Raw genomic sequence first — 26,051 nt, 5'->3', positions numbered from 1 at the left:
CGTCGCATCAGCCCGCGCTGCGCAGCGCGGTGCGGCAGGGCAGGCCTGCTCCCCCAGGGCCGGCGCATCAACCAGGCGCTGCGCGGCGATGCCCGCGAACGGACATGCCGGTCACTCCTGCCGCTGCGATGCCCGGCGTGCAGCACGCCGGGCATCGTCGGCTCAAGCCGCTTGCCTACGCCGCCTGCGCCTGCTGCGCGCGCAGCTGCCGCGCCGCGGCCACCATCGCTTCCAGCGCGCTGCGCGTTTCCGGCCAGCCGCGGGTCTTCAATCCGCAATCCGGATTGACCCACAGCTGCTGCGGATCCAGCACCGCCCGCGCCTTGTCCAGCAGCTGCAGCATCTCCTGCGTGCCGGGCACGCGCGGCGAGTGGATGTCGTACACGCCCGGGCCGATCGCGTTCGGATAGCGGAAGCGCACGAACGCATCGAGCAGTTCCATCCGCGAGCGCGAGGTCTCGATCGAGATCACGTCCGCATCCATCGCCGCCACCGCCTCGATGATGTCGTTGAACTCCGAGTAGCACATGTGGGTGTGGATCTGGGTCGCGTCGCGCACCCCGGCCGCGGCGATGCGGAAGCACTGCACCGCCCACTCCAGGTACGCCTGCCACTCGGCGCGGCGCAGCGGCAGGCCCTCGCGGATCGCCGGCTCGTCGATCTGGATCACGCCGATGCCGGCCGCCTCCAGGTCGCGCACCTCGTCGCGTAGCGCCAGCGCGATCTGCCGGCAGGTCTGCGCGCGTTCCTGGTCGTCGCGCACGAACGACCACTGCAGCACCGTCACCGGCCCGGTCAGCATGCCCTTCATCGGCTTGTCGGTCAGCGACTGCGCGTACTGGGTCCAGCGCAGCGTCATCGGCGCCGGGCGCTGCACGTCGCCGAAGATGATCGGCGGCTTCACGCAGCGCGAGCCGTAGCTCTGCACCCAGCCATGCTTGGTGAAGGCGAAACCTTCGAGCTGCTCGCCGAAGTATTCGACCATGTCGTTGCGCTCGAACTCGCCGTGCACCAGCACGTCCAGCCCGATCTGCTCCTGCGCGCGCACGCAGCGTTCGGTCTCCGCGGCCAGGAACGCGTCGTACTCGGCATCGCCGAGCTTGCCGGCCTTGTGCTGCGCGCGCGCCTGCCGCACCTGCGCGGTCTGCGGGAACGAGCCGATCGTGGTGGTCGGGTAGGCCGGCAACCGCAATGCCGCCTGTTGCGCCTCGCGCCGCTGCGGATACGGCGACTGGCGGCGCCCGGCATCCTCGCTCAGCGCCGCCACCCGCCGGGCCACGTCAGGACGATGCACGCGCGCGGACGCGCGCCGCGTCGCCAGCGCCTCGCGCGCCGCGTCCAGCTCGGCCTGTGCATGCGGCAACTCGTGCACCGCATCGGCCAGCGTGCGCAGTTCCTGCAGCTTCTGCCTGGCGAAAGCCAGCCATGCGGACAGCTCGCGGTCCAGCGCCTTTTCCTGTTCCAGGTCCACCGGCACGTGCAGCAGCGAGCACGACGGCGCCAGCCACAGGCGTTCGAGGCCGACATGCCCGGCCGCGTAGCGCGCCAGGGTCAGCGCGTTGTCCAGCGGCGTGCGCCACACGTTGCGGCCGTTGACCAGCCCGGCCGACAGCACGCGCCCGGCCGGCAGCGCCTGCAGCACCGCGTCCAGCTGCGCCACGCCGCGCACCAGGTCCACGTGCAGGCCGTCCACCGGCAGCGCCGCGGCCAGTTCCAGGTTGTCGCCCAGCTCACCGAAATACGTGGTCAGCAGCAGCTTCGGCCGCGGCGCCTGGGCCAGGAACGCATAGGCGCGGCGATAGGCGGCGCGCGCGGCCTCGTCCAGGTCCAGCACCAGCGCCGGCTCGTCGATCTGCACCCAGTTGGCGCCGGCCGCATCGAGCTGCTGCAGCAGTTCGGCGTAGACCGGCAGCAGGCTGTCCAGCAGCGCCCAGCGATCGCTGCCGTCCACGGTCTTGGACAGCAGCAGGAAGGTCACCGGCCCGATCAGCACCGGCCGCGTGGTGATGCCCAGCGCCTTGGCTTCCAGGAATTCGGCCAGCGGCTTGTCGCCGCGCAGGCGGAAGTGCTGGCGCCGCGCCAGCTCCGGCACCAGGTAGTGGTAGTTGGTGTCGAACCACTTGGTCATTTCCAGCGCGTGCAGGTCCAGGCCGTCCTCCTGCGTGCCGCGCGCCATCGCGAAGTAGCCGGCCAGCGGATCGGCATCGGCCAGCGCGCGGTAGCGCTGCGGGATCGCATCGAACAGGAACGCGGTGTCGAGCATCGCGTCGTACAGGCTGAAGTCGTTGCTGGGCGGCAGATCCACCCCGGCCTCGACCTGCAGCCGCCAGTGCCGCTGGCGCAGCTGCCGCGCCGTGTCTTGCAGGCTTGCCTCATCCGTTTCGCGGCGCCAGTAGCTTTCCAGCGCACGCTTGAGCTCGCGCCGCGCGCCGATGCGCGGGAAGCCCAGGTTGGTCACGATCGTCATTTGCGTTTCCTCATTGCGTTCATAGGCATTGAGGAACGAAGGAACCGCGCGCCGTCCGCCCGTTCGCACGGGACGCCCGCCACGCCAGCGACCTTCGCCCCCGCGGGCGAACCGGCGCCACGCGGGCAGGCGGAAGAGCGCGACGCGGCGCACGGCCACGGCACGGCTTCCGGCCGCCTCCCCGCGGAGACGCCAGGTCGAATCGGAGGACCCACAGGTCCTCCGGCCGGGGCCGGTATTCGGGCTGATGGACGAGCGCACCGTGCCGGCTGCGCGCCTACTGTCCGCCGCTTCCCAGGCCGGCATGCGCCGGCCCAGTGCCATTGACGGAGGTCGTTTCCATTCACCGCTGCGGGGCAGCTCCGGAATGGGCAGGCGCTTGCGGCGCCGGCCTTCACCGGATTCCCGTTTAAATCCATCCCTTCATCCGAATGAAGCGATGGATACCTTCGGCGAGCGCACGATAGGCCGGATGCGGCGGCGGGTCAAGCGCCAGGTGAATTTGCGCGTGGGCCTCGGCAGCGTTCATGGCGAACGTGTAAGCTATTGATCCCAAAGCTAATGATCTGCCGCTTACGCCAGCAGGCGACAGCGCAGCACCGCCGCGCCCGATGACGCTTCTGCTCCCGACCTCCGCCCTGTCCGCGCGCTATGCCGCCTCCCTGCGCCTGTCCGTCGCGCCGATGATGGACTTGGACCGACATGCCTTCCAAATAGGGATTTCCGGGGCGCTGGTCCACTATTAGTGCGATTAGGAGGGGGCGGCCTCGCGAGATTCCATGCCTCAAGATGTCGCCCAATTCATGCCAGCTTCGTGGTTCAATGCCGACAAATAGCCCTAGGGAGGGGGGGCGGTGCGAGGCAACAGAAACCCTGAATGGTATCGATGGGCCGGATACGTGCAGGGAGCGTTGTTGTTCTCGGCCGGGCTGGTGGCTGCCATCATGAAGGCGAAGCCAGAGCAGCTGAGTCGGAAGCTAGGTGAAGCAGGACCGATCATTGCTTGGCTGTTGACACAGGTTCAACAGAATGCATGGTGGCTCTCTCCTACAATGCTGGGTGCGGCGGTGGGGCTGAAGCTTGTTAAGAAGGCTGTAGGCGAGCCAGAGGTTTGGAAGGAACTCCAGCGAGTCATTGATGACATTCGAAGTGACGTCTACGGCACTCAACCAGGTAGCTATCATCATCATCATCGTGTCACTCTGTACCAATACCGGCGGCGATGGTGCTATTGGATCCCGTGGAGTTTTTGGCTGATGCCATTCGTAAGGTCGGCCCACACGAGCAAGAGCAATGTGCGCTGCTTTCGGGTCCACCCGAACAACCCCGGGTGCTTGAATGGTGTTGCCGGGAAGGCGTGGGAAAGCGAAGGTGCGATACACGTCGAACAGTTGCCGTCGCTGACGGCGTTGAGTTCACCCGAGGATTTCATTCGCTACGCGGAAGACACCAACATAGACGTGGATGCCTTGAAAAAGAAGAGTTCATCTTCCCGTTCCTATTGGGCTGTTAGGGTCTTGGTAAAAGGAGAGCCTTGGGGGGTGCTGGTTCTCGACTCGGTCTCGGAGACGCTGAGTAAAAAGAAGGCAGATGGCGCTTTCAAGCAATATGCCCGAGTCTTTTCGTTGTTGTTGCCGAGGGTATGATCATGAATGAACAAGTCGCGGATTGGATCGAAGTCGACGAGTCCAAATACAACCAGATCAAGCAGGCTCATTCTGGTCTTGACTCCCGCAGTGTGACAATTGAAATGAGCATGTCGCCCTATGATGTGCCGCTGCAAGTTCGCGGTGACTACGACGAATATGCTAAGAAATTCGTTATCGATTTCAAGTATATTGATGCTGAGGATAGCAAGCCAATCGCAGTAGACGATCATATGATCGCATTTGTCGGATTGCGTAGCGGGCGAATTTATTCTCTCCTGATCGACCTTGATGCATTAGGCGCAGACATGGTTAAGGTGAAGATTATCGAAGATAAGGTTCATAGTAACGCGGACCGCGCGCTAACCAGAATGGCTGATCCTGCAGGTTTCAGAGGTTCAAAGGCTAGGTCGAATACTAAGAACTATACCGTGGCGCAGAAGATCATTAGCGACTATTGGCCGAAGCTGAGTAGGGAGCTGCTGCAAGTGTATTAGTCGCCGATTGCCAAGATACAGCGAGGGCGGAACGATAGCGCAATTCCCAGTGGAACGCCGCATAGTATGGTCAGCCCAAGAGCCGGACTTCTTTTTCGTTGTAGTTTATGAGGCGTGCGTGCGCCTCTGAACATCCCACCAAGCCGCCACGTCCCGCGTGTCGTAAACGTCGCTGGTCCTGGCCGGCAGCAGGCGCGCGCTGTGCCGGTTCGCCATGGTCTTCATGGCGCTGCCCGGGAAGAAGGCATCGCGCAGCTGCTCGATCGTCATCGTGGCGCCGTACTTGCCGAACAGCAGCCAGAACGTGGAGAAACTCGTCAGCGGCCATGAATCACTTCCTCCCGTGACATAGTGCCGCGCTTAGAAAAGTCCGCTATGTCGCGCCGCAACCAGCCCTTCGCTTCTGCCAGACGTTCTCGGTAGACGCCAAGCCGTAGGTCCAAGTGATTCACCTTATCCCGCTGACCTCCCAGCAGCATACAGAACTGAGTGCGCAGCACGGTGGCCAGTTCGCGCGATTCCCGGCGGAGGCGTACTACCGATTGCTCGACGCGCAGCGCGTCTGCAGGGATGTTGACGTCATGGGCTAGCATCCCTTTGCAATACAAGTGCGTGTCTCGGTTGTGCGTACCGCTTCTGTCGCTCACGACGTGCACCTCGCGCGTCTACCAGGCCGGCGGCAGCACCAATCGTGAGTCGGCGGGCGACCGTCAGGTGAGTTGGGGGGGGGGCAGGCCTCGGCAGCGTTCATGGCGAACGTGTAAGCTATTGATCCCAAAGCCAATGATCTGACGCTTCCGCCAGCAGGCGACAGCGCAGCACCGCCGCGCCCGATGACGCTTCCGCTCCCGACCTCCGCCCTGTCCGCGCGCTACGCCGCCTCGCTGCGCCTGTCCGTCGCGCCGATGATGGACTGGACCGACCGCCACTGCCGCGTGTTCCACCGGCTGCTGGCGCCGTCGGCGCGGCTGTACACCGAGATGGTGCACGCCAATGCCGTGGTGCTGGGCGATCGCGAGCGCCTGCTGGGCTTCGATGCGGCCGAGCATCCGCTGGCGCTGCAGCTCGGCGGCAGCGAGCCGGCGCTGCTGGCGCAGGCGGCGCGGATCGGCCAGGAATGGGGCTACGACGAGGTCAATCTCAATTGCGGCTGCCCGTCCGACCGGGTCCAGGCCGGGCGTTTCGGCGCCTGCCTGATGCGCGAGCCGGCGCTGGTCGCCGACTGCGTGGCGGCGATGGTGCAGGCAGTGGATATCCCGGTCACGGTGAAGTGCCGGCTCGGGGTGGATCAGGATGACGACTATGCGGTGTTCCTGGGCTTCGTCGACCAGGTCGCCGCCGCCGGCTGCGGGCTGTTCGTGGTGCATGCGCGCAACGCATGGCTGCAGGGCCTGTCGCCCAAGGAGAACCGCGAGGTGCCGCCGTTGCGCTACGACTGGGCCTACCGGCTCAAGCGCGAGCGTCCGCAGCTGCAGATCGTGCTCAACGGCGGGCTGGCCGAGGTGGACACGGCGCAAGCGCAGCTGGATGCGGTCGACGGGGTGATGCTGGGCCGCGCCGCCTACCACGATCCCTACGTGCTGCACCGGCTGGACGCGGCCCTGACCGGCGCCGCGCCGCGGCCGCGCGCCGAGCTGCTGCGTGCGCTGCGGCCCTATGTCGAGGCGCGCCTGGCCGAGGGCGTCGCGCTCAAGCACATCGCCCGCCACCTGCTCGGCCTGTTCCACGGCCAGCCGGGCGGCCGCGCGTTCCGCCAGGTGCTCAGCGAGGGCGCACACCGGCCGGGCGCGGATTGGGCGCTGCTGGAACAGGCCTTGCTTATGACCGAGGGCGCGCGGCACGCCGCAGCGTAGCCAGGTCCGCACGGGTCGCGATCGGTCCGCGCTCCGTGTCACTTGGCCCCAACGCAAGCTGTCTCGGCAGGCGCCGCGCTTCCCTTTCGGCGGCGCGTTCAGTTACTTTGTTCAGCTTGCGCCGGCCGCCCGTGCCGGCGCGGAAGGGGCGGCAGATCCTTGCCGAGGCGGGGCCGGGCGCCGCTGGCGACGGTCCGCCAGCGCGGAACCGGGAGTTCATTTCACTGAACGCCGACGGCCGCGGCGGGAAAAGTTCAGATCGGATTCACCCCGAAAAATCAAGAATTTGGCTCGATTTTGCGAAATCGCGACGTCGCCGCCAGGCGTCCCGTTTCACAACTTTTGAACGTTTCCAATCAGTCCGTTAGGATGCCATCCCGTGACCTCCGCCACTCTCCGCCGCTGCCGCACCGCCGCCGTGATCGCATTCGCGCTCATGGCCGTGGGCGATGTATGGGCGCAGCAGCCGGGTCCGGGCGTGGCGCCGATGGCACCGCCGCGCGAGGCGGCCCGGCCGCGCGACTATACCGGCAGCTCGCTGTCCGATGCGGTGCGCCGGGTGCAGCGGTCTACCGGTGGACAGATCCTCGGTGCCGAGCGCGTGCCGTTCGACGGGCGCGACATCAACCGCGTGAAGTACATGGATGGCCGCGGCCGCGTGCGCTACATGGACGATCCGCAGCCGGGCCGGGCCGCGCCGCCGCGCGTGCCGCGCCCCAGCGACGCGCAGGAACCACCACGCGGCGATAACCCCTGAGCCCGGATAGTCTGGTTCAGCTTGTCATACACACTGCCCCGGCCGCCGGCCATCTGTAAGTAACTAGGGAGAGTTCATGCGTATCCTTCTGGTCGAAGACGAAGCCCCGCTGCGGGAAACCCTGGCCGCTCGCCTGAAGCGCGAAGGCTTTGCGGTGGATGCGGCGCAGGACGGCGAGGAAGGCCTGTACATGGGCCGCGAAGTGCCCTTCGACGTGGGCATCATCGACCTCGGCCTGCCGAAGATGTCGGGCATGGAGCTGATCAAGGCGCTGCGCGACGAAGGCAAGAAGTTCCCGGTGCTGATCCTCACCGCGCGTTCCAGCTGGCAGGACAAGGTCGAGGGCCTGAAACAGGGCGCCGACGACTACCTGGTCAAGCCGTTCCACGTCGAGGAGTTGCTGGCGCGGGTCAACGCGCTGCTGCGCCGCGCCGCGGGCTGGAGCAAGCCGACCCTGGAATGCGGGCCGGTGGCACTGGACCTGGCCGCGCAGACGGTCAGCGTCAGCGGCAGCAACGTCGACCTGACGAGCTACGAATACAAGGTGCTCGAGTACCTGATGATGCATGCCGGCGAACTGGTCTCCAAGGCCGACCTCACCGAGCACATCTACCAGCAGGACTTCGACCGCGACTCCAACGTGCTGGAGGTCTTCATCGGCCGCCTGCGCAAGAAGCTCGACCCGGACGGCGAACTGAAGCCGATCGAGACCGTGCGCGGCCGCGGCTACCGCTTCGCCATCCCGCGCACCGAAGGCTGATCCCACGCGCCTGCGACGAGCAACCGAAGGACGCGAAGGCGTGGTGGCACGGCCCAAGTGGTACAAGCGCTGGCGCCCGCGTTCGTTGCAGGCGCGCCAGCTGCTGGCCGCCAGCCTGAGCCTGGTGGCGTTCCTGGCCGCGGCCGGCTATGCGCTGGACCAGGCCTTCGCCGACACCGCGCTGAGCAACCTGCGCGAGCGCCTGAAGAGCTACGCCACCGCCTACGCCAACAACGTCGACGTGGCGCGCGACGGTTCGCTGTACATCAACAACGACAAGCCGCCGCCGGATCCGCACTTCGACCGGCCGGGCAGCGGCCTGTACGCGCAGATCGTGATGCCCAACGAACGCTGGATCTCGATGTCCAGCGAAGGCCCGCTGCCGCCCAAGGGCGGCATGCTCGAGCCGCGCCAGGAGACCTTCGACGGCCCCTGGCCGATGACCCAGATCGACGGCAGCGAAGGCGAGGTCTACCGCTACGGCATCGGCCTGGCCTACGTGCGCCGCGACAAGGAAACCCCGGTCACCATCTACATCATGGAGGACACCCGCGCGCTGGGTGCGCAGCTGTTGGTGTTCCGCCACCGGGTGTGGTTCAACCTCGGCGGCGCCGGGCTGATCCTGCTGCTGCTGCAGGCCTTCATCCTGCAATGGAGCCTGCGCCCGCTGCGGCGGGTGATCAACGAACTGACCAAGGTGCAGCGCGGCGAAGCGGTGCGCATGGGCGACCGCCATCCGCGCGAGCTGGAGCCGCTGACCGACAGCATCAACGCCTTCATCGAGAGCGAGCGCGAGAACCTGGACCGCCAGCGCAACACCCTGGCCGACCTGGCGCACAGCCTGAAGACGCCGCTGGCGGTGCTGCGCACCCAGCTCGACAGCGGCACCGAGGGCCCGGAGCTGCGCGAGGAACTGGACGCGCAGCTGCGGCGCATGAACAACCTGGTGACCTACCAACTCAGCCGCGCCGCTTCCAGCGGCCACAAGCTGTTCTCCGCGCCGCTGCCGATCGAACCCAACGCCGAGGAGATCGTGCGCGGCCTGGAGAAGGTGTACGCGGCCAAGGGCGTGCTGTGCGAGTTCGACATCGAGCCGAGCGCGCGCTTCCACGGCGAACCCGGCGACCTGCAGGAACTGCTCGGCAACCTGCTCGAGAACGCCTTCAAGTGGGCGCGGCGGCGGGTGCTGCTGAGCGTGCGTCCGGCCCCGGCCGCCGGCAGCCGCCGCGCCGGCCTGGTGATCTCGGTCGAGGACGACGGCCCCGGCATCGCCCCGGAGGAGGTCGCGCACATCCTGCAGCGCGGCGTGCGCGGCGACGAACGCGTGCACGGCCACGGGATCGGCCTGGCCATCGTGCAGGACCTGGTGAAGGGCTACCGCGGCGAACTGCAGGTGAGCCGTTCCGAGGAACTGGGCGGCGCGCGCTTCCTGGTGACCATGCCGCCGGGCCTGTAGCCGCCGCGGCTGCGCGCGGCCTGCAGGTGAATCCCGCGCAAACGCCGCAGGCGTTTCCGACATCGGCTTAACGTGTGGCGCAGGCAGACGCGGATACTGCGCGGATCGCCACACCCGGTTGTCCCGTCGAGGAGCGCCGCATGCCCCAGCCCCGGCAACGTCCCGCATCGCGTCTGCGCGTGCACGGGCGCCGCGCCTTGCGCAACGCGCAACGGCTGCTGTTGTCGCTGTTGCTGGTGCTGTTCACCGTGGCCGCCATCGCCGGCAGCCAGAAGGTGCTCGAACGCGACGATGCGCGCTGGCTGCAATCGATGACCACCGGCCTGGACAGCGCCAGCGTGGCGCAGCTGCAGCACGACGGGCGCAAGCGCTTCCTGCGCGACCAGTTGCAGGCGTCCAGCGGCGATGCCGCCCTGCCTGCGGCGGTACGCACCCAGCTGGACGGCTACGAGGCGCTGCATACGCCGGTGCAGGAGCTGCTCAAGCAGCTGGATGCGCGCCAGCAGTACATCAAGGCGATGCCCGACGGCGAGGCCAAGGTCGCGGCGAAGAAGGCCTTGCAGCAACGCGCCGATGCGCTGCTGGCGCAGGCGCGGCAGGCGCAGTTGCTGCGCGCGGTGTATTCGCGCGACCAGCTGCGCGAGCAGATGGTGTGGTTCTGGCTCAACCATTTCAGCGTGTTCGCCGACAAGGGCCGCCTGCACTGGACCGTCGCCGACTACACCGACAACGCGATCCGCCCGCATGCGCTGGGCAAGTTCTCCGATCTGGTGATGGCGACGCTGCAGAGCCCGGCCATGCTCGAGTACCTGGACAACGCGCAGAACGCCAAGGGCAAGGTCAACGAGAACTACGCGCGCGAGTTGATGGAACTGCACACGCTGGGCGTGGACGGCGGCTACAGCCAGCACGACGTGCAGCAGCTGGCGCTGATCCTCACCGGCGTCGGCATCGCCCCGCCCAACCGCGACGCGCCGCCGAAGCTGCCGCCGCCGCAGCAGGCGCAGTACCTGCGCCGCGGCGCGTTCGAGTTCAATCCGGCGCGGCACCAGCCCGGCGACAAGACCCTGCTCGGCCAGGAGATCGCCGGCGGCGGTTTCGACGAGGTCGAGCGCGCGGTGCAGCTGATCGTGCGCCAACCCGCCTGCGCGCACTTCGTGTCGCGGCGCCTGGCCGAGTATTTCGTCGCCGACGATCCGCCGCCGGCGCTGGTGGAGAAGATGGCGCGCACCTTCCAGCGCAGCGATGGCGATATCGCCGACGTGCTGCAGGTGATGTTCAATGCGCCGGAAATGGCTGCCGGCGCGCCGCACAAGTTCAAGGATCCGTACCGCTTCCTGGTGTCGTCGCTGCGCCTGGCCTACGACGGGCAGACCATCGTCAATCCGCAGCCGCTGCTGGGCTGGCTGAGCCAGATGGGCGAGCCGAGCTACGGGCGCATCACGCCCGACGGCTGGCCGCTGCAGTCCAGCGCCTGGAACAGCTCCGGGCAGATGGCGCAGCGCTTCGAGATCGCGCGCGCGATCGGCGGCGGCAACACCCAGCTGTTCACCAGCGACGGCCAGCAGCGCGGCGGTTTTCCGCAGCTGACCACGCCGCTGTACTATCAGGCGATCGAACCGCAGCTCGGCGAGGCCACCCGCCAGGCGCTGGCGCAGGCGCGCTCGCAACAGGAGTGGAATGCGTTCCTGCTGGCCTCGCCCGACTTCAACTACCGCTGACCCGGCCCATAGCGTCGGGCGCGGCGATCGCCGCCATGCCCGGCGATCACGGAGGTCCATCCCATGCACCGTCGCCATTTCCTGTTCGCGTCCGCCGCCGCCGCGGCGAGTCTGCCGTTCGCCGGGCGCCTGTTCGCCGCGCCGGCGCCCTCGCCGCGCCTGCTGGTGGTGTTCCTGCGCGGCGGCTACGACAGCAACAACCTGCTGGTTCCCCATGCCAGCGATTTCTACTACGCGTCGCGGCCGACCCTGGCGATCGCGCGGCCGGATCCGGCCAACCCGAACAGCGCCATCGCGCTGGACGCGCAGTGGGGGCTGAACCCGCGGCTGCGCGATACCTTGCTGCCGTTGTGGAACGACAAGCAGCTGGCGTTCGTGCCGTTCGCCGGCACCGACGACCTGTCGCGCAGCCACTTCGAGACCCAGGACAGCATCGAGGCCGGGCAGCCGGCGGGACAGCGCAGCGACTACCGCTCCGGCTTCCTGGCACGGCTGTCGCAAGTGGCCACCGGCACCCCGGCGATCGCCTTCACCGATTCGCTGCCGTTGAGCTTCCAGGGCGGCGGCGACATTCCCAACCTGTCGCTCAAGCGCAATCCGACGCCGGCGTTCGACCAGCGCCAGGCCGGGATCCTGGCGCAGATGTACCAGGGCACGCCCCTGGCCAGCGCCGCGCACGAAGGCCTGGCGCTGCGCCAGCAGGTGTCGCAGGCGCTGCAGGACGAGATGCAGCAGGCCAACCGCGGCGCCGCCAGCGCGCGCACCTTCGCCGACGAGACCCGGCGCATCGCCACGCTGATGCGCGATCGCTACCGGCTCGGCTTCGTCGACGTCGGCGGCTGGGACACCCATGTCAACCAGGGCAGCACCGACGGCCCGCTGGCCACCAATCTCGGCAACCTGTCCGAAGGCCTGGCCGCCTATGCCGAGGCGCTGGGCCCGGAATGGCGCAATACCGTGGTGGTGGTGCTGTCCGAGTTCGGCCGCACCTTCCGCGAGAACGGCGACAAGGGCACCGACCACGGCCACGGCACCACGTACTGGGTGATGGGCGGCGCGGTCAACGGCGGCCGCATCGCCGGCGAGCAGGTCGCGGTGAGCAAGGACAAGCTGTTCCAGGATCGCGACTACCCGGTGCTGACCAACTACCGCGACCTGTTCGCCGGCCTGCTGAGCCGCATGTGGGGCCTGTCGCCGGCGCAGCTGCAGAAGGTGTTCCCGCAGGCGCATGCGCGGGATCTGAAACTGGTGTGAGGTGTGAGGTGTGATGCGGTATTGCTGCAGGAGCAGCGGCACGCCGGCTGGTGCGCGCATTGCGGGAGGAGCTTCAGCCCCCACACCGCTCGATGCCGGCGTGTCCACCGCTCCGTTCGTCGCGACTGAAGTCGCTCCCACAGGGGATTGGCGGCCAGCTCACCGGGTGCACTGTGGGAGGGACTTCAGTCCCGACAGCGTCCGACGTCGGAGGTTCACCACTGCGCTTGTCGCGGTTGGAACCGCGCCCGCAGGACACCCGTCATGCCGCGATCGCCGCCCGCGTACTCCACGTTGCGCGCTCACGCGCCAGCGAACGGAGAGCGGCCGTAGAACCGTGTCAGATGGGCGGCGACGTCCGGCATCTCGCGCTGCAAGCGCTCCGGCGCGGAGAAGTGGTATTCGCTGACCACCGCGAAGAATTCTTCCGGCGCCTCGGCGGCGTAGGCGTCGATCTCGCTGGCGCGGCCGCGGTCCACGCGCTTGCAGAAGGCGTCGTAGCTGCGCTGGAAGTCCGCCGCCCAGCGCCGTTGCCAGTCGCGCGGCAGCGGCGGCGTGCCGTCCAGCGCGCCGTCGAGCACGTCGAGCTTGTGCGCCATCTCGTGCACGGCCACGCAGTAGCCGGCGCGCGGGTCGTCCAGGTCGGCCTGCACGTCGGCCCAGGACAGGATCAGCGGGCCGCTGTCCCAGGATTCGCCGATCAACTCGTCTTCCCATTCGTGCAGCACGCCGGCCGCATCGACGTGGCTGCGCTGCACCCGGAACGCGTCCGGATACACCAGCAGCTGCGACCAGCCGCGCAGGCCGTCGGCGCCGAACTCCAGCAGCGGCAGGCAGCACAGCGCGGCCAGCACGGTGCGCTGCTCCGCATCCAGGGTCAGCCCGGCCAGCGGCGAGATGGTCTTCTGTTGAAGGAATTGCGCGGCCAGCGTGCGCAGCCGCTGCTCGCGCTCGGCATCCAGCGCCGCCACCCATGCGCAGCGCTGCCGTACCAGCTGCCAGGTCGCAGCGTCGATCGAAACAGGCGCGGGCGTCAGCCAGCGCAACCAGCGTGGGATCAGCGGAACATCCCCGGCAGGAAGCTGTGCCACTTGGGCATGCGCAGGCGCGGCACCAGGTCGCTGTCGCTGCCGCCACCGCTCGGCGCCGCACCGGGCTTGGCGCTGGAGGCGGGCGGGCGCGCTGCCGGTGCCGGGCGGGCCTGGGCCGCATCCGCGTCGGTCGTATCGGCATACACGCAGTCGTTGCGCTGCTTGTTCGCCAGCGCGTCGGACGCGTGGGCGGCGGCCAGCGGGAGCAGCAGCAGGATCAGGCACGGCAGGAAGCGGCGCATCGTCGGCATCCATTGCGAGCGGCGGTGAATCGCGATTCTAACGCGGTTTTCACCCGGCGCAGGGCCGCCGCTGGGCGCGGGGAGGGCGCTTCCCGCATACTTTTCCGATTCGAGGCGATGGAATCGGCGTGGACGAGCGCGAACTACTGGCCCGGCTCAGCCAGGGCCGCCTTTCCGGCGACGCCCTGGCGCGGTCGTTCGGGCTGACCCGGGCCGCGGTGTGGAAGCGCATCCAGGGCCTGCGCGCGGCCGGGGTGGAGATCGACGGCCGCGCCGGCGAGGGCTACGGGCTGGCACGGCCGCTGGAATTGCTCGAGGCCGAGCGCATCCGCGCCGCGCTGGCGCCGGCCGCCCGCGACGAGCTGGCCGGGCTGGAGATCGCCTGGAGCCTGGCTTCCAGCAACAGCACCCTGCTGGCGCGGCCGGCGCCGGCGCGCGGCAGCGAGGTGTTGCTGGCCGAGCGCCAGACCGGCGGCCGCGGCCGCCGTGGCCGGGTATGGGCCTCGCCGCTGGCCGCGCACCTGTACCTGTCGGTGGCGCGCGGCTTCGACGGCGGGCTGGGGCGGCTGGGCGGGCTGAGCCTGGCCGCCGGCGTGGCCGTGGCCGAGGCGCTGCGCGCGGCCGGCTTCGCCACGGTCGGGCTGAAATGGCCGAACGACCTGCTCGCCGACGGGCACAAACTCGGCGGGCTGCTGGTCGAGGGCGGCGGCGAGTTCGCCGGGCCGGCGCGGGCGGTGATCGGCCTGGGCCTCAACGTGCGCATGCCGGCGGCCAGCGCCGCGAGCATCGGCCAGCCGTGGACCGACCTGGCCACGCTGGCCGGCGCCGAGGCCGAGGTCTCGCGCAACGCGATCGCCGCCGCGGTGCTGTCGCACCTGCTGCCGGCGCTGGCGCTGTTCGACGCACAGGGCCTGGTGCCGTTCCTGCCGCGCTATGCCGCGCTGGACCTGCTGGCCGGGCGCGCGATCCGCATCGACGAGGGCGGCGTCGCGCGCGAGGGCGTGGCGCTGGGCCTGGCCGACGACGGCGCGCTGCGGGTGGCCTTCGCCGATGGCGAGCGCCCGCTGCATGCCGGCGAAGTCAGCGTGAGGCCGGCATGAGCGACTGGCTGTTCGACCTGGGCAATTCGCGCTTCAAGTTCGCCGCGCTGGAACGCGGCCGCGCCGCCGCGGTGCAGGCCTGGCCGCACGGCGCCGAAGCGATGGACGCGGCCGCGGTGGCGGCGTTGCCGCGCGGGGATACCGCCTATGTCGCCAGCGTCGCCGCGCCGGCCTTGACCGCGACGGTGCTGGACGCGCTGCGCAGCCGCTTCGCGCAGGTGCAGGTGGCGCGCACCGCGGCCGTCTGCGCCGGCGTGCGCATCGCCTACGCGCAGCCGCACAAGTTCGGCGTGGACCGTTTCCTGGCATTGCTCGCCGCGCACGGCAGCGGCGACGTGCTGGTGGTCGGGGTCGGCACCGCGCTGACCCTGGACCTGCTCGATCGCGACGGCCTGCACCACGGCGGGCGCATCGCGCCGTCGCCGACCACGATGCGCCAGGCCCTGCAGCAGCGCGCCGCGCAACTGCCGGCCGAGGGCGGCGACTATCGCGAGTTCGCCGCCGATACCGCCGATGCGCTGGCCTCCGGTTGCGACGGCGCGGCGCTGGCGCTGATCGAACGCAGCCTGCAGCAGGGCGAGGCGCTGCTGGCGCGGCGGCCGCGGCTGCTGCTGCACGGCGGCGGCGCGCCGGCCCTGCTGCACGGGTTGCCGGGCGCCGAGCAGCGGCCGTCGCTGGTGCTGGACGGGCTGGCGCTATGGGCGCAGGCGCACGCCGCGGCCGAGCGTGCCGGGTAGAATCCGGGCATGCTCGTCCGCGCCCTGCTCGTCGTCCTGACCATCCTCAATCTCGGCGTCGCGCTGTGGTGGGCGACGCAGCCGCAGACCCCGCCAGCGGCGCCGATGCCGGCGCTGCCCGCAGGGGTGGCGACGCTGCAGTTGGTGCAGGTGCCGCCGGCCGGGCCAGCGGCGGGCGCGCCGACGCCACCGGGTGCCGCCGCGGCGCCGGCAGCGGCCGACGCCGACGCTGGCGCGTCGACCGCGGTGAGCCCGATTCCCGGCGCGCCCGCTGCGGACGTGCCGGCAAGCGCCGCGGTGCCGGCCACCACGGCACCAGCCGCGGTCGCCGCGCCGCCATCGCCGGCCGCTGCACCGACACCGACACCGACACCGACCAAGGCGCCTGGCGCTGACGCTCCGCTCGCCGCCGCCGACCCTGTCGCCGCGTCCGTCTGCCTGAGCCTGGGCCCGTATCCGGACCGCGCCGCCGCCGAGACGGCCATCGCCGCACTCGGCGCCCACACGTCGCGTCCGCGCCTGCGCGAGGTCGGCGACGACGACGCCACCAGCTTCCGCGTGCTGCTGCCGACCATCGGCGGCGAGGACGGGGTCAAGGCCGCGGTCGAGCGCATCGTCGCCGCCGGCATCCGCGACTACTACCCGATCCGCCAGGGCGAGACCGGCAACGCCATCGCCCTGGGCCAGTACCGCAGCCGCGAAGGCGCCGAGCGCCGCCAGGCCGAGCTGGCCCGCGCCGGCTTCAACGCCGACCTGATCCCCAGCGGCGGCAGCGGCCAGTCGCGCTGGTGGCTGGACCTGCGCGCGGATTCGGCGGCGCAGGCCACCGCGCTGCGCCGGCAACTCGGCGCGCCGCGGCAGCGCGCACTGGACTGCGCCACGCTGCGCTAGAATGCCGCGCTGCGCCTGCGCGGCAGCCAACGCGGATCGCAGCCCGGCACGGCCGCGGCGACGTGCCGCAACGGCCTGCCAGCAGGTAGACTGCGACGGCCCGCCGCGCGGGCAGTGCCATCCTCGTGCCGCTTTAGCTCAGTCGGTAGAGCAACTGATTTGTAATCAGTAGGTCGTCCGTTCGATTCGGACAAGCGGCACCACTTCTCTTCGCACCCTGGCGCAGTGCCTTTCTCGTCTCGATTGCTTGCAAGCGCAAGCCGCCATGGTGCGGCAGGTCGCATGCGTTTTTCGGCAAGCCGCGCGCGCTGCCGGCATTCGCCCTGCTGCGCCGCGGCGGGTCGCGCCGCGAACGGCTCGCTAGACTGGCGCACATTTTTCGCTGGAGCGTGTCCGCATGAGTTCCTCTTTCCTGCCGGTGTCCCTGATCGGCGTTCCCACCGACATCGGCGCCGGCCATCGTGGCGCGCGCATGGGCCCGGAGGCGCTGCGCATCGCCGGCCTGCACGAGGCGCTGGCCAATCGCGGCATCGAGGTGCGCGATCTGGGCAATCTCGACGGCCCGCGCAATCCGTGGCAATCCCCGGTCGGCGGCTACCGGCACCTGGACGAGGTGGTGGCCTGGAACCGCGCGCTGATGGAGGCCAGCTACGCCGAGCTGCGCGCCGGGCGCATGCCGATCATGCTCGGCGGCGATCATTGCCTGGGCATCGGCTCGATCACCGCGGTGGCGCGGCATTGCCGCGAGCAGGGACGCAAGCTGCGGGTGCTGTGGCTGGATGCGCATTCGGACTTCAACACCAGCGAGGTGACCCCGTCGGGCAACGTGCACGGCATGCCGGTGGCCTGCCTGTGCGGGCTGGGGCCGCAGGCACTGACCGAACTCGGCGGCGCCGCGCCGGCGCTGCGCCCGGAGCAGGTCCGCCAGATCGGCATCCGCTCGGTGGATCCGGACGAGAAACGGCTGATCAAGCAGCACCGCATCGACGTGTACGACATGCGCTACATCGACGAGATGGGCATGAAACGGACCATGGAGGCGGCGCTGGACGGGCTCGATGCGCAGACCCATCTGCACGTGAGCTTCGACGTGGATTTCCTCGACCCCAGCATCGCGCCGGGCGTCGGCACCACCGTGCCCGGCGGCCCCAACTACCGCGAGGCGCAGCTGGTGATGGAGATGATCGCCGACAGCGGGCGCATGGGCTCGCTGGACATCGTCGAACTCAATCCGGTGCTGGACCATCGCAATCTGACCGCGGAACTGGCGGTGGACCTGGTCGAGAGCCTGTTCGGCAAGTCCACGCTGATGCGCGACTGACGCGGCTTTTCGGCACAAAGCTGAATGCCGCGGAGCTTCATTCACGTGAAATCCACAGTCGTGAAGTCAGATTCACCGCCAGACGGTAGTTCGGCAACGGCTATCGCCGCGACCACCCAGACCCGATCCACTGCGAGGACTCCACGATGAAGCGACTGCTCACCTTGATGATGCTGACCCTGTTCTGCGGGGGCATGCTGACTGGCTGCAACACCATGGCCGGTGCCGGCAAGGACATGCAGAAGGCCGGCGATAAAGTGGAAACCAAGGCCGACGATTGCAAAGACGGCAAGTGCTGATCGATCGTCCGCAGTGGTTTGGCGTTGACCGATTACCCAATGCGTAACCCCGCGCGGCCACATACGCCGCGTTCCCATGACCAAGAAGGAGTGAACCTATGAAGCGTACTTTTGCGTGGATGCTGCTGGCGATGTTCTCGGTGGGCCTGCTGTCGGGCTGCAACACGGTTGCCGGTGCCGGCAAGGACGTGAAGAGCGCCGGCGAGAAGGTCGAAGACGCGGCCAAGAACTGAGCCCAGCGCTCGGTGACGAAAGACGGGTCGGCTTGCCGGCCCGTTTTTTTTGCGCGCTTTTCGCCATCGCCGCCCGCGTTGGCGGTAAACGCTTCAGCGCCCTCATGCGCCGTTGACGGCGCATTGATCGATCGGCAACGGCGCAGGCGCAAAGCTGGGCACGCGGCGCGATCGCCGCGTACATCCAACGGGAGGAACGCTGCTATGAACAAAGACATCATTTCCGGCAAGTGGACCCAGCTCAAGGGCAAGATCAAGGCCCAGTGGGGCGACCTGACCGACGACGATTTCGACGTGGCCGCCGGCAATGCGCAGTACCTGTCGGGCAAGCTGCAGGAACGCTACGGCTGGGATCGCGACCGTGCCGAGAAGGAAGTGCGCACGTTCCAGGACGGCCTGGGCAAGGAATACCGCGACTGAGGCGGCCGCTTCGTCTTCGGCGACGCCTTCGACGCAACACGGGCCGCGATCGCGGCCCGTTTTTTTGCGTCGGCTCATGCGTCGCGGCTCAGCGCGACGGCGGATCGGGCACGAAATCGCCGGGGAAGGCGTTCGGCGCGTCGGCCACGCGCGGGTAGAGCCGCGGCTGCGGAATCACGCCGCGCGCGAGCAGCCGCGCACGGCTGTCGTAGCGCAGGCGCACGCGCTGCTGCGGCACGTCGCTGGCGCGTTCGAAGGTCGTGGTGCTGGAGGGTGACCACTCGCGCTCGCCGTGGCCGGTGCCCATCCGCTGCACGGCGCCCTGCGCGGCAGCGCTCTCCTGCATGCGCGCGGCCGCGGACGGTGCAATCGGCGCTGCGGCGGGCGCGGGCCTGGCAGCGTCGTCGCGGCTTGTCTCGATCCGCGTCTGCGGCACGATGGTGGGTGCCTCGTCGAACACCGCCATGCCGATCACGCCGACGTTGTCGGGGCGTCCGGTGCGCGCGGCATAGCTGTCGGCGAGATCGGTGAACACGAACTGCGCGATCTCGCGCTGCGACTTGCGCCAGCCGGCGATCTCGGTGCTCTGCCACGGCGCCAGCACGTAGCCGCGCTGGTCGCTGGCGGCGGTTTCGCCGCTCACCGCGTTGACCCCGTCCACCGCCAGCACCACCAGCACGCGGCGGCCGGTGAGGTTGGTCAGGCGCAGCGCATAGCGGTGGCCGGGCGCGGCCTCGATCCAGCGTTCGCCGCGGTGCGCGTGCTGCGGCAGGGGGACGTCGGCCCAGTCGCGGTCGATCACGTCCAGGGTGACCAGCGAGGCCGACGGCGGCGGTGCGGGATAGGGGCGGAAGCCGCACAACAGACCGATGCACAGCAGGGCGATCGAAAGCGGGCCGATCGGGCGGTTGGACAGCAGGCGGGCGAACATGCGCATCAGGGCGACTCCAGGAAGGGACCTGTGGTTGAACGCGCGATGCGCCGGAACGGGGTTGCCGCGCAGCGGTTAAACTCGCCGGGTTTTCTCCTGGCCGTCGATTCCCCGCATGACCACCCGCGTCCTTACCGGCATCACCACCTCCGGCACCCCGCACCTGGGCAATTACGTCGGCGCGATCCGCCCGGCGCTGCAGGCCAGCCTGCGCCCAGGCATCGAGAGCTTCTATTTCCTGGCCGACCTGCACAGCCTGATCAAGGCGCAGGACCCGGCGCGTACCCAGCGCTCCACGCTGGAGATCGCCGCCTCGTGGCTGGCCGCCGGGCTGGATCCGTCGAAGGTGTGGTTCTACCGCCAGTCGGACGTGCCGGAAACCAACGAACTGACCTGGTTCCTGACCTGCGTCGCCGGCAAGGGCATCCTCAACCGCGCCCACGCCTACAAGGCGGCGGTGGACAAGAACCGCGCCGACGGCGAGGACGACGATGCCGGGGTCAGCGCGGGATTGTTCATGTACCCGGTGCTGATGGCCGCCGACATCCTGCTGTTCAACGCGCAGCAGGTGCCGGTGGGCCGCGACCAGATCCAGCACATCGAGATGGCGCGCGATTTCGGCCAGCGCTTCAACCACGTCTACGGCCGCGACTATTTCACCCTGCCCGAAGCGCTGATCGACGAGAACGTGGCCACCTTGCCCGGGCTGGACGGGCGCAAGATGAGCAAGAGCTACGACAACACGATTCCGTTGTTCGCCCCGCGCGAGGAGCTGAAGAAGCGCGTGTTTTCGATCGTCACCGATTCGCGCGCGCCCGGCGAGCCGAAGGACACCGAGGGGTCGGCGCTGTTCCAGCTGTACCAGGCCTTCGCCAATGCCGAGGAGACCGCCGCGTTCGCGCAGGCCTTCGCCGCCGGCATCGGCTGGGGCGAGGCCAAGCAGCAGCTGTTCGAGCGCATCGATGCGGAGATCGCGCCGATGCGCGTGCGCTACGAGGCGCTGATGGCGCGCCCGGGCGACATCGAGGCGATCCTGCGCGACAACGCGCAGCGCCTGCGCGAACGCTACGCCACGCCGTTCCTGGCCGAGCTGCGGCATGCGGTGGGCCTGCGCGACCTGTCGCTGCGCGAGGCCGGGCACGCCGATGCCGCCGCGGCCAGGCAGGCGCTGCCGAGCTTCAAGCAGTACCGCGAAGGCGACGGCCGCTTCTACTTCAAGTTGCTCGACGGCGAGGGCGCGCTGCTGCTGCAGAGCGGCGGTTTCGATTCGCCGCGCGAGGCCGGGCGCGTGATCGGCACGCTCAAGCAGGCCGATCGCGCCGATGCGCTGCAAGGGGCGGAACTCACCCTGGCGGTGCCGGCCGAGACGGTGCTGGCGGCGCTGCAGCGGTTGCGCGACGCGGGCTGAAGTGAGAGCAGGCCGCGGGCCCGGCCATGAATAGTGTGGGAGGGACTTCAGTCCCGACGAGGCCTTGGCAGTAAGGCGTCGGGACTGAAGTCCCTCCCACAACGTCTGAAGATCGCGGTTGACTGTCAGCGCGGGTCATTCGCGCAGCAGTACGTCAGGACTGCATGTCCCGATGGCAACCGCGGGTGCCGTGGATTGCTTGAAGACCGAGGCGTAGCCAGCAGGGCTGGCAACCGCCTCCATACGGCCTAGAATGGAGGCTCGCCCAGCCACCGCCTTGCGCAATGCCACGCGACCCCAGCATCCATCTCATCGACACCGGCTTCCAGCGCGCGCAGTTCGATGCGGCCTACCTGATCGTGGAAGACGGGCGCGGCGCCTTCGTCGATTGCGGCACCAGCCACTCGCTGCCGGCGCTGCTGGCCGCGCTCGACGGTGCCGGCCTGGCGCCGGGCGACGTGGACTGGCTGATCCTGACCCACGTGCATCTGGACCATGCCGGCGGCGCCGGCGCGCTGCTGCAGCGCCTGCCGAACGCGCGCCTGCTGGTGCATCCGCGCGGTGCGCCGCACATGGTCGATCCGGCGCGGCTGATCGCCGGCGCAACCGCGGTGTATGGCGAAGCCGAGATCGCGCGCAGCTACGGCACCATCCTGCCGGTGCCGGCCGAGCGCGTGGTCGTCGCCGAGGACGGGCATCGGCTGTGGCTGGGCCAGCGCGAATTGCTGTGCATCGATACGCCCGGCCACGCGCGCCATCACCTGTGCGTGTGGGACGCGCGCAGCCGCAGCTGGTTCACCGGCGACACCTTCGGCCTGTCGTACCGCGAACTGGACAGCGCGCGCGGCGCGTTCGTGATCCCGACCTCCTCGCCGGTGCAGTTCGAGCCCGACGCGATGCGTGCCTCGATCCAGCGCATGCTCGACCATGCGCCGGACACGCTGTACCTGACCCACTACGGCCCGGTCGGCGCGGCGGACAGGCTGGCGGCGGAGCTGTTCGAGCAACTCGAGGCGATGGTGGCGATCGCGCGCGGTTGCGACGGGCGTTCCGATCGCCATCGTTGCCTGGTCGCCGCGTTGAGCGCGCTGTACCTGGAGCGCGCGCGGCTGCATGGCTGCCCGCTCGACGACGCCGGCGTGGAGCAGGTGCTGCGGATGGACATCGAGCTCAATGCGCAGGGGCTGGGCTGCTGGCTGGAGCGTTGAGGGGCCGGGATTCGGGATTCGGGATTCGTCAACGGCAGGGAATTGCCGGTCCAAGCATGCCGCTCTTCCCGATTCTCGATTCCCGTTTCTCCATTCGCTGCCGTGTCGTTGCTGTTTCATGACGGTGTCACGCTCTACACTGTGCGGCCCGCTTTTTTCCAGGTCGTTGCCGTGAATCCGATGCGTATGTTGCTGCTGTCCGCCTGCCTGTTCATGGGGGGCGCCGCGCAGGCGGCCAACGAGGTGCTGCCCGGCGGCGGCATCGATGCGCAGGCGCTGGAGCGGCATGTGCGCACGCTGGCCTCCGATGCGTTCGAGGGCCGCGCGCCGGCCACGCCGGGCGAGGACAAGACCATCGCCTATCTCAGCGAACAGTTCCGCCTGGCCGGCGTGCAGCCGGCCGGCGACGACGGCGGCTGGACCCAGGCGGTGCCGCTGGTGCGCGCGCAGGTGGACGGGCCGGTGACCGCGACGCTGCGCGTGGCCGGCGCGTCGCAGGCGCTGGTCAACGGCGAGGACGTGGTGCTGCAGAGCCTGCGCCCCGGCAACAAGGTGGCGCTGAAGGACGCGCCGCTGGTGTTCGTCGGCTACGGCATCCATGCGCCCGAGCGCGGCTGGGACGACTACAAGGGCGTGGACCTGAAGGGCAAGATCGCGGTGATGCTGATCAACGACGCCGACTTCGAGACGCCGCAGCCCGGCGCCTTCGACGGCCGCGCGGTCACCTACTACGGGCGCTGGACCTACAAGTACGAGGAAGCCGCGCGGCAGGGCGCGGCCGGCGTGCTGATCGTGCACGAGACCGCGCCGGCCGCGTACGGCTGGGCGACGGTGAAGAGTTCCGGGCTGTCGCCGCTGTTCGACATCGAGCGCAGCGACGCGCAGGCGCGCGCGCAGCACGTGCCGGTACGCGGCTGGATGCAGCGCGCGCTGGCGGTGTCGCTGTTCCAGCGTGCCGGGCTGGACTTCGAGGCGGAGAAGACGCGCGCGCAACGTGCCGACTTCCGCCCGCAGGCGCTGGGCGACGCGGCGCTGTCGGTGCGCTTCGCGCTCAAGCGCGAACGCGTGGTCACCCACAACGTGGTCGCCAAGCTGGAAGGCGCCACGCATCCGGACGAGACCGTCATCTACTCGGCGCACTGGGATGCGTTCGGCATCGGCGCGGCCGACGCCAGCGGCGACCGCATCCGCCGCGGCGCGATCGACAACGCCACCGGCGTGGCCAGCGTGCTGGAACTGGCGCGGGTGTTCGCGGCCGGGCCGCGGCCGCAGCGCACGCTGTACTTCATCGCGCTCACCGCCGAGGAGAAGGGCCTGCTCGGCGCGACCTACTACGCCGCGCACCCGCTGGCGCCGCTGGCGACCACGGTGGCGGTGATCAACAGCGAGATGTTCAGCCCCGACGGCGCCACCCGCGACATCGCCTCGTGGGGCCGCGGGCGGGTGTCGCTGGAACGCGACCTGGCCGCGGCGGCGCAGGCGCGCGGCCGCGCCTATTCGCCGGATCCGAACCTGGAGGCGGGATTCTTCTACCGCGCCGACCACTTCGCCTTCGCCCGCGCCGGGGTGCCGGCGATCACCGTCGGGCCGGGGCTGGACAAGCGCGACGGCGGCGTGGCCGCCGGCAAGGCGATCCGCGACCGCTATTTCGCCGAGTGCTACCACCAGCCCTGCGACCGCTGGAGCGCGTCCTGGGATCCGGCCGGACATGCGGCCGATACGCTGTTGCTGTACGACCTGGGCCAGCGCCTGGCCGACAGCCGCGAGTGGCCGCGCTGGGACGAGGGTTCCGAATTCAAGCCGGCACGCGATGCGAGCGAGGCGGCGCGGCGCTGAGGGGGGCGCCCGCCATGCCGCTGCGCAGCTGGCGCGCAACGGCTCGACGACCTTCCTTGGCGGCGGCATTGGAGCGAGGGCGAAGCTTGGCATGGCGGCCGTCGCCTCGACGTTCGCCGTGGTAGACGCGCTGTCGCATTCCCTCGCCCTGGACCTGGCGCCCGTCACGATCGCCGACGTCGGGCACGCGGCGGTCTTCCTGATGACCAATCCCTATGTCCCCGGAATCGTCCTCGAGGACTCCGGTGGAGCGTTGCTGGTCAACTGGCAGTTCTGACCGACATCCCAGGACGGGCCGCCGTCACACCCAGGCGGCGTCGGAAACACTACGATTCCTCGCGCCACCTGGACGCGAGGAATCATGCAGATGAAGACGCTGATAAATGCAGTCCTGCTCGGAACCCTACTGACGAGCGTCGCGCACGCGCAGACCAACGCAGGCAATCAGAAGCCCGACCCCGACCTCCCTTTCAACGTCACCAAGGTGGCCAGCTTCGATCTGCCCTGGCGCATCGCGTTCCTCCCCGATGGCCGCATGCTGATCACCGAGAAGGTCGGTCGCGTGCAGCTGGTGACCCCGCAAGGCGCCAAGACCGAGGTCAAGGGCGTGCCGGCCAGTTACGTGGAAGGCCAGAACGGCATGCTGGGCGTGTTCCTGTCGCCCCACTACGCCATCGACAAGAGCGTGTACCTGACGTATGTCGCACCCGGTGACTACGGCGGTGGCCTGGCCATGGGCCGAGGCAGACTCGTGATCGAGGGCAACGAGGCCCGGCTGGACAACTTCAAGGTGCTGTGGCGCCAGATGCCGACTGGCAAGGGCGGCCAGGCCGGCGCGCAGATCGCGTTTTCGCCGGACGGCCGGTACCTGTTCCTCACGGTGGGCGACCGCCAGCGCTTCACGCCGGCACAGGATCCCGATCAACCGGAAGGCAAGATCCTGCGGTTGACGCTGGACGGCAAGCCCGCGCCGGGCAACCCGTGGGCAGGCAAGGTCGGCGCGCGCACCATCCCGCTGATCGATCCGCCGGCCGATACCGAGGCGGCCAAGACGGCACCGGTGATCAGCACCTACACGTTCCCCAAATCCAACCTCACGCCGGCCGAAACCTGGTCCACCGGCCACCGCACACCCTACGGTCTTGCCTTCGCTCCTGACGGTCGGCTGTGGGAACTCGAGCACGGTCCCCTCGGCGGCGACGAACTGAACCTGATCCAGCGCGGCAAGAACTACGGGTGGCCGCTGGTTTCGTATGGCGACAATTACAACGGCGTGCCGATTCCCAAACCCGATACGCGGCCCGATCTTGCCAAGCCGGCGATCTATTGGGTGCCGGTGATCGCGCCCGGCAACCTGATGTTCTACAAGGGCAACCTGTTCCCGCAATGGAAGGGCAGCGCGTTGATCAGCGGCCTGGTCAGCCAGGGCATCATCCGCGTCACTGTCGATAGCAAGGGCGGCGCCATCGCGGTCAATCGCTGGAGCATCGGCAAGCGCATCCGCGATGTCGAGGAGGCGCCGGATGGCTCGCTGTGGTTGCTGGAAGACGCCAAGCCCGGTGGCCTGTACCGGCTCACGCCGAAGTAAGCGCACTGGCGGTGTTCCTGGCGCTATCGGGTGCGCCCGCTGAGTCGCGAACCGCCGTCATGCGGAAGGTGATCGACCGGTGCAGACCGTGTCTGCAGCCGGCGCAGTTTCCGACTTCGCTCGTCGCGGCTGAAGCCGCTCCTACAGGGGCTAGCGGCATGCCGGCTGGGTGCACTGTGGGAGGGGCTTCAGCCCCGACAGACAGTGTCCGCAGCTGCGCAGTTTCCGACTTCGCTTGTCGCGGCTGAAGCCGCTCCTACAAGGGGCTTGCGGCCGGCATGTTGGGTGCACTGTGGGAGGGACTTCAGTCCCGACGCGTGCGCGTTGGCCGGCGC

The 26,051-nt window shown here is 69.1% G+C and carries 26 protein-coding genes, 1 tRNA gene and 1 riboswitch; of the genes, 21 read left to right on the top strand and 6 right to left on the bottom strand.

Annotation, left to right across the window (positions count from 1 at the left end; all coding sequences use genetic code 11):
- Positions 1-175 precede the first annotated feature (175 nt).
- The gene (gene metE, locus AB3X10_RS21750; protein ID WP_369977470.1) at positions 176-2,467 is read right to left on the bottom strand and encodes a 5-methyltetrahydropteroyltriglutamate--homocysteine S-methyltransferase; all 2,292 of its coding nucleotides are present in this window, start codon (positions 2,465-2,467) and stop codon (positions 176-178) included.
- Positions 2,468-2,679: 212 nt separating this feature from the next.
- Positions 2,680-2,933, bottom strand: a riboswitch (cobalamin riboswitch).
- A gap of 448 nt (positions 2,934-3,381) precedes the next feature.
- Here metE and AB3X10_RS21745 point away from each other — a divergent pair.
- The gene (locus tag AB3X10_RS21745) at positions 3,382-4,113 is read left to right on the top strand and encodes a hypothetical protein (protein WP_369977468.1); all 732 of its coding nucleotides are present in this window, start codon (positions 3,382-3,384) and stop codon (positions 4,111-4,113) included.
- A gap of 2 nt (positions 4,114-4,115) precedes the next feature.
- The gene (locus tag AB3X10_RS21740; RefSeq protein WP_369977466.1) at positions 4,116-4,610 is read left to right on the top strand and encodes a hypothetical protein; all 495 of its coding nucleotides are present in this window, start codon (positions 4,116-4,118) and stop codon (positions 4,608-4,610) included.
- Positions 4,611-4,715: 105 nt separating this feature from the next.
- Here the strand turns inward: AB3X10_RS21740 and AB3X10_RS21735 are convergent, their stop codons facing one another.
- Both AB3X10_RS21735 and AB3X10_RS21730 read right to left on the bottom strand, forming a co-directional pair.
- On the bottom strand, positions 4,716-4,880 hold the full coding sequence (locus tag AB3X10_RS21735) for a hypothetical protein (protein ID WP_369977465.1): 165 nt from the start codon (positions 4,878-4,880) through the stop codon (positions 4,716-4,718).
- Positions 4,881-4,927: 47 nt separating this feature from the next.
- Entirely contained in the window at positions 4,928-5,257 is a 330-nt protein-coding gene (locus tag AB3X10_RS21730; RefSeq protein WP_369977463.1) for a hypothetical protein, read from the bottom strand.
- Positions 5,258-5,443: 186 nt separating this feature from the next.
- Here AB3X10_RS21730 and dusA point away from each other — a divergent pair, with 186 nt between their 5' ends.
- From dusA to AB3X10_RS21700, 6 genes are all read left to right on the top strand, one after another.
- A complete protein-coding gene (gene dusA, locus AB3X10_RS21725; RefSeq protein ID WP_369977461.1) occupies positions 5,444-6,463 on the top strand; it encodes a tRNA dihydrouridine(20/20a) synthase DusA in 1,020 nt (339 codons plus the stop codon).
- Positions 6,464-6,842: 379 nt separating this feature from the next.
- Positions 6,843-7,220 carry a hypothetical protein gene (locus AB3X10_RS21720; protein ID WP_369977459.1) on the top strand — a complete coding sequence of 126 codons (378 nt, stop codon included), beginning with the start codon at positions 6,843-6,845 and terminating at the stop codon, positions 7,218-7,220.
- A 76-nt stretch (positions 7,221-7,296) separates the two neighbouring features.
- On the top strand, positions 7,297-7,980 hold the full coding sequence (locus AB3X10_RS21715; protein ID WP_003469280.1) for a response regulator transcription factor: 684 nt from the start codon (positions 7,297-7,299) through the stop codon (positions 7,978-7,980).
- Positions 7,981-8,065: 85 nt separating this feature from the next.
- On the top strand, positions 8,066-9,436 hold the full coding sequence (locus tag AB3X10_RS21710; protein WP_186451534.1) for a sensor histidine kinase: 1,371 nt from the start codon (positions 8,066-8,068) through the stop codon (positions 9,434-9,436).
- A gap of 140 nt (positions 9,437-9,576) precedes the next feature.
- The gene (locus AB3X10_RS21705) at positions 9,577-11,157 is read left to right on the top strand and encodes a DUF1800 domain-containing protein (RefSeq protein WP_369977457.1); all 1,581 of its coding nucleotides are present in this window, start codon (positions 9,577-9,579) and stop codon (positions 11,155-11,157) included.
- A gap of 63 nt (positions 11,158-11,220) precedes the next feature.
- Complete coding sequence (locus AB3X10_RS21700; protein WP_369977456.1) at positions 11,221-12,411, top strand: DUF1501 domain-containing protein; 1,191 nt, start codon at positions 11,221-11,223, stop codon at positions 12,409-12,411.
- Between the two features lie 302 nt (positions 12,412-12,713).
- On the opposite strand, the gene AB3X10_RS21695 is transcribed toward AB3X10_RS21700, so the two are convergent.
- On the bottom strand, positions 12,714-13,502 hold the full coding sequence (locus tag AB3X10_RS21695) for a zinc-dependent peptidase (RefSeq protein ID WP_369977455.1): 789 nt from the start codon (positions 13,500-13,502) through the stop codon (positions 12,714-12,716).
- Positions 13,469-13,744: a hypothetical protein gene (locus tag AB3X10_RS21690; RefSeq protein WP_206259575.1), complete on the bottom strand. Its 276-nt coding sequence runs from the start codon at positions 13,742-13,744 to the stop codon at positions 13,469-13,471. The genes AB3X10_RS21695 and AB3X10_RS21690 overlap by 34 nt, the downstream gene beginning before the upstream one ends.
- A gap of 128 nt (positions 13,745-13,872) precedes the next feature.
- Between AB3X10_RS21690 and birA the strand changes: the two genes are divergently transcribed.
- The 8 genes from birA to AB3X10_RS21650 all read left to right on the top strand — a co-directional run bounded on the left by birA (position 13,873) and on the right by AB3X10_RS21650 (position 18,745).
- Entirely contained in the window at positions 13,873-14,844 is a 972-nt protein-coding gene (birA, locus tag AB3X10_RS21685; protein WP_369977454.1) for a bifunctional biotin--[acetyl-CoA-carboxylase] ligase/biotin operon repressor BirA, read from the top strand.
- Positions 14,841-15,581 (top strand): type III pantothenate kinase, encoded by a 741-nt coding sequence (locus AB3X10_RS21680; RefSeq protein ID WP_369977452.1) that lies wholly within the window; start codon positions 14,841-14,843, stop codon positions 15,579-15,581. Before birA ends, AB3X10_RS21680 begins: the two co-directional genes overlap by 4 nt.
- Positions 15,582-15,590: 9 nt before the next feature.
- Positions 15,591-16,472, top strand: coding sequence for an SPOR domain-containing protein (locus AB3X10_RS21675; RefSeq protein WP_369977450.1), 882 nt, complete (start codon positions 15,591-15,593; stop codon positions 16,470-16,472).
- 127 nt (positions 16,473-16,599) lie between these two features.
- Positions 16,600-16,675: transfer RNA gene (locus AB3X10_RS21670), tRNA-Thr, on the top strand.
- Positions 16,676-16,869: 194 nt separating this feature from the next.
- Positions 16,870-17,793 (top strand): arginase, encoded by a 924-nt coding sequence (rocF, locus tag AB3X10_RS21665; protein WP_369977449.1) that lies wholly within the window; start codon positions 16,870-16,872, stop codon positions 17,791-17,793.
- A 146-nt stretch (positions 17,794-17,939) separates the two neighbouring features.
- The gene (locus AB3X10_RS21660; protein ID WP_179569575.1) at positions 17,940-18,092 is read left to right on the top strand and encodes an entericidin A/B family lipoprotein; all 153 of its coding nucleotides are present in this window, start codon (positions 17,940-17,942) and stop codon (positions 18,090-18,092) included.
- Positions 18,093-18,190: 98 nt separating this feature from the next.
- On the top strand, positions 18,191-18,325 hold the full coding sequence (locus tag AB3X10_RS21655; protein WP_003469322.1) for an entericidin A/B family lipoprotein: 135 nt from the start codon (positions 18,191-18,193) through the stop codon (positions 18,323-18,325).
- Positions 18,326-18,529: 204 nt separating this feature from the next.
- Positions 18,530-18,745: a CsbD family protein gene (locus AB3X10_RS21650; protein WP_369977448.1), complete on the top strand. Its 216-nt coding sequence runs from the start codon at positions 18,530-18,532 to the stop codon at positions 18,743-18,745.
- An 88-nt stretch (positions 18,746-18,833) separates the two neighbouring features.
- On the opposite strand, the gene AB3X10_RS21645 is transcribed toward AB3X10_RS21650, so the two are convergent.
- Positions 18,834-19,682, bottom strand: a complete 849-nt coding sequence (locus tag AB3X10_RS21645) for a hypothetical protein (protein ID WP_369977447.1) — start codon at positions 19,680-19,682, stop codon at positions 18,834-18,836.
- A 109-nt stretch (positions 19,683-19,791) separates the two neighbouring features.
- Between AB3X10_RS21645 and AB3X10_RS21640 the strand changes: the two genes are divergently transcribed.
- The 5 genes from AB3X10_RS21640 to AB3X10_RS21620 all read left to right on the top strand — a co-directional run bounded on the left by AB3X10_RS21640 (position 19,792) and on the right by AB3X10_RS21620 (position 25,716).
- Positions 19,792-21,084, top strand: a complete 1,293-nt coding sequence (locus AB3X10_RS21640) for a tryptophan--tRNA ligase (protein WP_369977446.1) — start codon at positions 19,792-19,794, stop codon at positions 21,082-21,084.
- Between the two features lie 284 nt (positions 21,085-21,368).
- Positions 21,369-22,292, top strand: coding sequence for an MBL fold metallo-hydrolase (locus AB3X10_RS21635; protein WP_369977444.1), 924 nt, complete (start codon positions 21,369-21,371; stop codon positions 22,290-22,292).
- Between the two features lie 180 nt (positions 22,293-22,472).
- A complete protein-coding gene (locus AB3X10_RS21630; RefSeq protein ID WP_369981934.1) occupies positions 22,473-24,128 on the top strand; it encodes a M28 family metallopeptidase in 1,656 nt (551 codons plus the stop codon).
- Positions 24,129-24,219: 91 nt separating this feature from the next.
- On the top strand, positions 24,220-24,405 hold the full coding sequence (locus tag AB3X10_RS21625; protein ID WP_369977443.1) for a hypothetical protein: 186 nt from the start codon (positions 24,220-24,222) through the stop codon (positions 24,403-24,405).
- Between the two features lie 90 nt (positions 24,406-24,495).
- Positions 24,496-25,716 (top strand): PQQ-dependent sugar dehydrogenase, encoded by a 1,221-nt coding sequence (locus tag AB3X10_RS21620; RefSeq protein ID WP_369977442.1) that lies wholly within the window; start codon positions 24,496-24,498, stop codon positions 25,714-25,716.
- The last annotated feature ends 335 nt before the right edge of the window (positions 25,717-26,051 follow it).

The organism is Xanthomonas sp. DAR 80977 (assembly GCF_041240605.1).
Taxonomy (GTDB): domain Bacteria; phylum Pseudomonadota; class Gammaproteobacteria; order Xanthomonadales; family Xanthomonadaceae; genus Xanthomonas_A; species Xanthomonas_A bundabergensis.
This window is presented reverse-complemented; position numbering and strand designations above follow the sequence as displayed.

Excerpts from the sequence above, each read along its gene's own strand:
- metE (WP_369977470.1), bottom strand. The coding sequence starts at position 2,467 with ATGACGATCGTGACCAACCTGGGCTTCCCGCGCATCGGCGCGCGGCGC.
- AB3X10_RS21740 (WP_369977466.1), top strand. The coding sequence starts at position 4,116 with ATGAATGAACAAGTCGCGGATTGGATCGAAGTCGACGAGTCCAAATAC.
- AB3X10_RS21735 (WP_369977465.1), bottom strand. The coding sequence starts at position 4,880 with ATGACGATCGAGCAGCTGCGCGATGCCTTCTTCCCGGGCAGCGCCATG.
- dusA (WP_369977461.1), top strand. The coding sequence starts at position 5,444 with ATGACGCTTCCGCTCCCGACCTCCGCCCTGTCCGCGCGCTACGCCGCC.
- AB3X10_RS21715 (WP_003469280.1), top strand. The coding sequence starts at position 7,297 with ATGCGTATCCTTCTGGTCGAAGACGAAGCCCCGCTGCGGGAAACCCTG.
- AB3X10_RS21705 (WP_369977457.1), top strand. The coding sequence starts at position 9,577 with ATGCCCCAGCCCCGGCAACGTCCCGCATCGCGTCTGCGCGTGCACGGG.
- AB3X10_RS21700 (WP_369977456.1), top strand. The coding sequence starts at position 11,221 with ATGCACCGTCGCCATTTCCTGTTCGCGTCCGCCGCCGCCGCGGCGAGT.
- AB3X10_RS21690 (WP_206259575.1), bottom strand. The coding sequence starts at position 13,744 with ATGCGCCGCTTCCTGCCGTGCCTGATCCTGCTGCTGCTCCCGCTGGCC.
- AB3X10_RS21680 (WP_369977452.1), top strand. The coding sequence starts at position 14,841 with ATGAGCGACTGGCTGTTCGACCTGGGCAATTCGCGCTTCAAGTTCGCC.
- AB3X10_RS21675 (WP_369977450.1), top strand. The coding sequence starts at position 15,591 with ATGCTCGTCCGCGCCCTGCTCGTCGTCCTGACCATCCTCAATCTCGGC.
- rocF (WP_369977449.1), top strand. The coding sequence starts at position 16,870 with ATGAGTTCCTCTTTCCTGCCGGTGTCCCTGATCGGCGTTCCCACCGAC.
- AB3X10_RS21660 (WP_179569575.1), top strand. The coding sequence starts at position 17,940 with ATGAAGCGACTGCTCACCTTGATGATGCTGACCCTGTTCTGCGGGGGC.
- AB3X10_RS21655 (WP_003469322.1), top strand. The coding sequence starts at position 18,191 with ATGAAGCGTACTTTTGCGTGGATGCTGCTGGCGATGTTCTCGGTGGGC.
- AB3X10_RS21650 (WP_369977448.1), top strand. The coding sequence starts at position 18,530 with ATGAACAAAGACATCATTTCCGGCAAGTGGACCCAGCTCAAGGGCAAG.
- AB3X10_RS21645 (WP_369977447.1), bottom strand. The coding sequence starts at position 19,682 with ATGCGCATGTTCGCCCGCCTGCTGTCCAACCGCCCGATCGGCCCGCTT.
- AB3X10_RS21640 (WP_369977446.1), top strand. The coding sequence starts at position 19,792 with ATGACCACCCGCGTCCTTACCGGCATCACCACCTCCGGCACCCCGCAC.
- AB3X10_RS21635 (WP_369977444.1), top strand. The coding sequence starts at position 21,369 with ATGCCACGCGACCCCAGCATCCATCTCATCGACACCGGCTTCCAGCGC.
- AB3X10_RS21630 (WP_369981934.1), top strand. The coding sequence starts at position 22,473 with ATGCGTATGTTGCTGCTGTCCGCCTGCCTGTTCATGGGGGGCGCCGCG.
- AB3X10_RS21625 (WP_369977443.1), top strand. The coding sequence starts at position 24,220 with ATGGCGGCCGTCGCCTCGACGTTCGCCGTGGTAGACGCGCTGTCGCAT.
- AB3X10_RS21620 (WP_369977442.1), top strand. The coding sequence starts at position 24,496 with ATGAAGACGCTGATAAATGCAGTCCTGCTCGGAACCCTACTGACGAGC.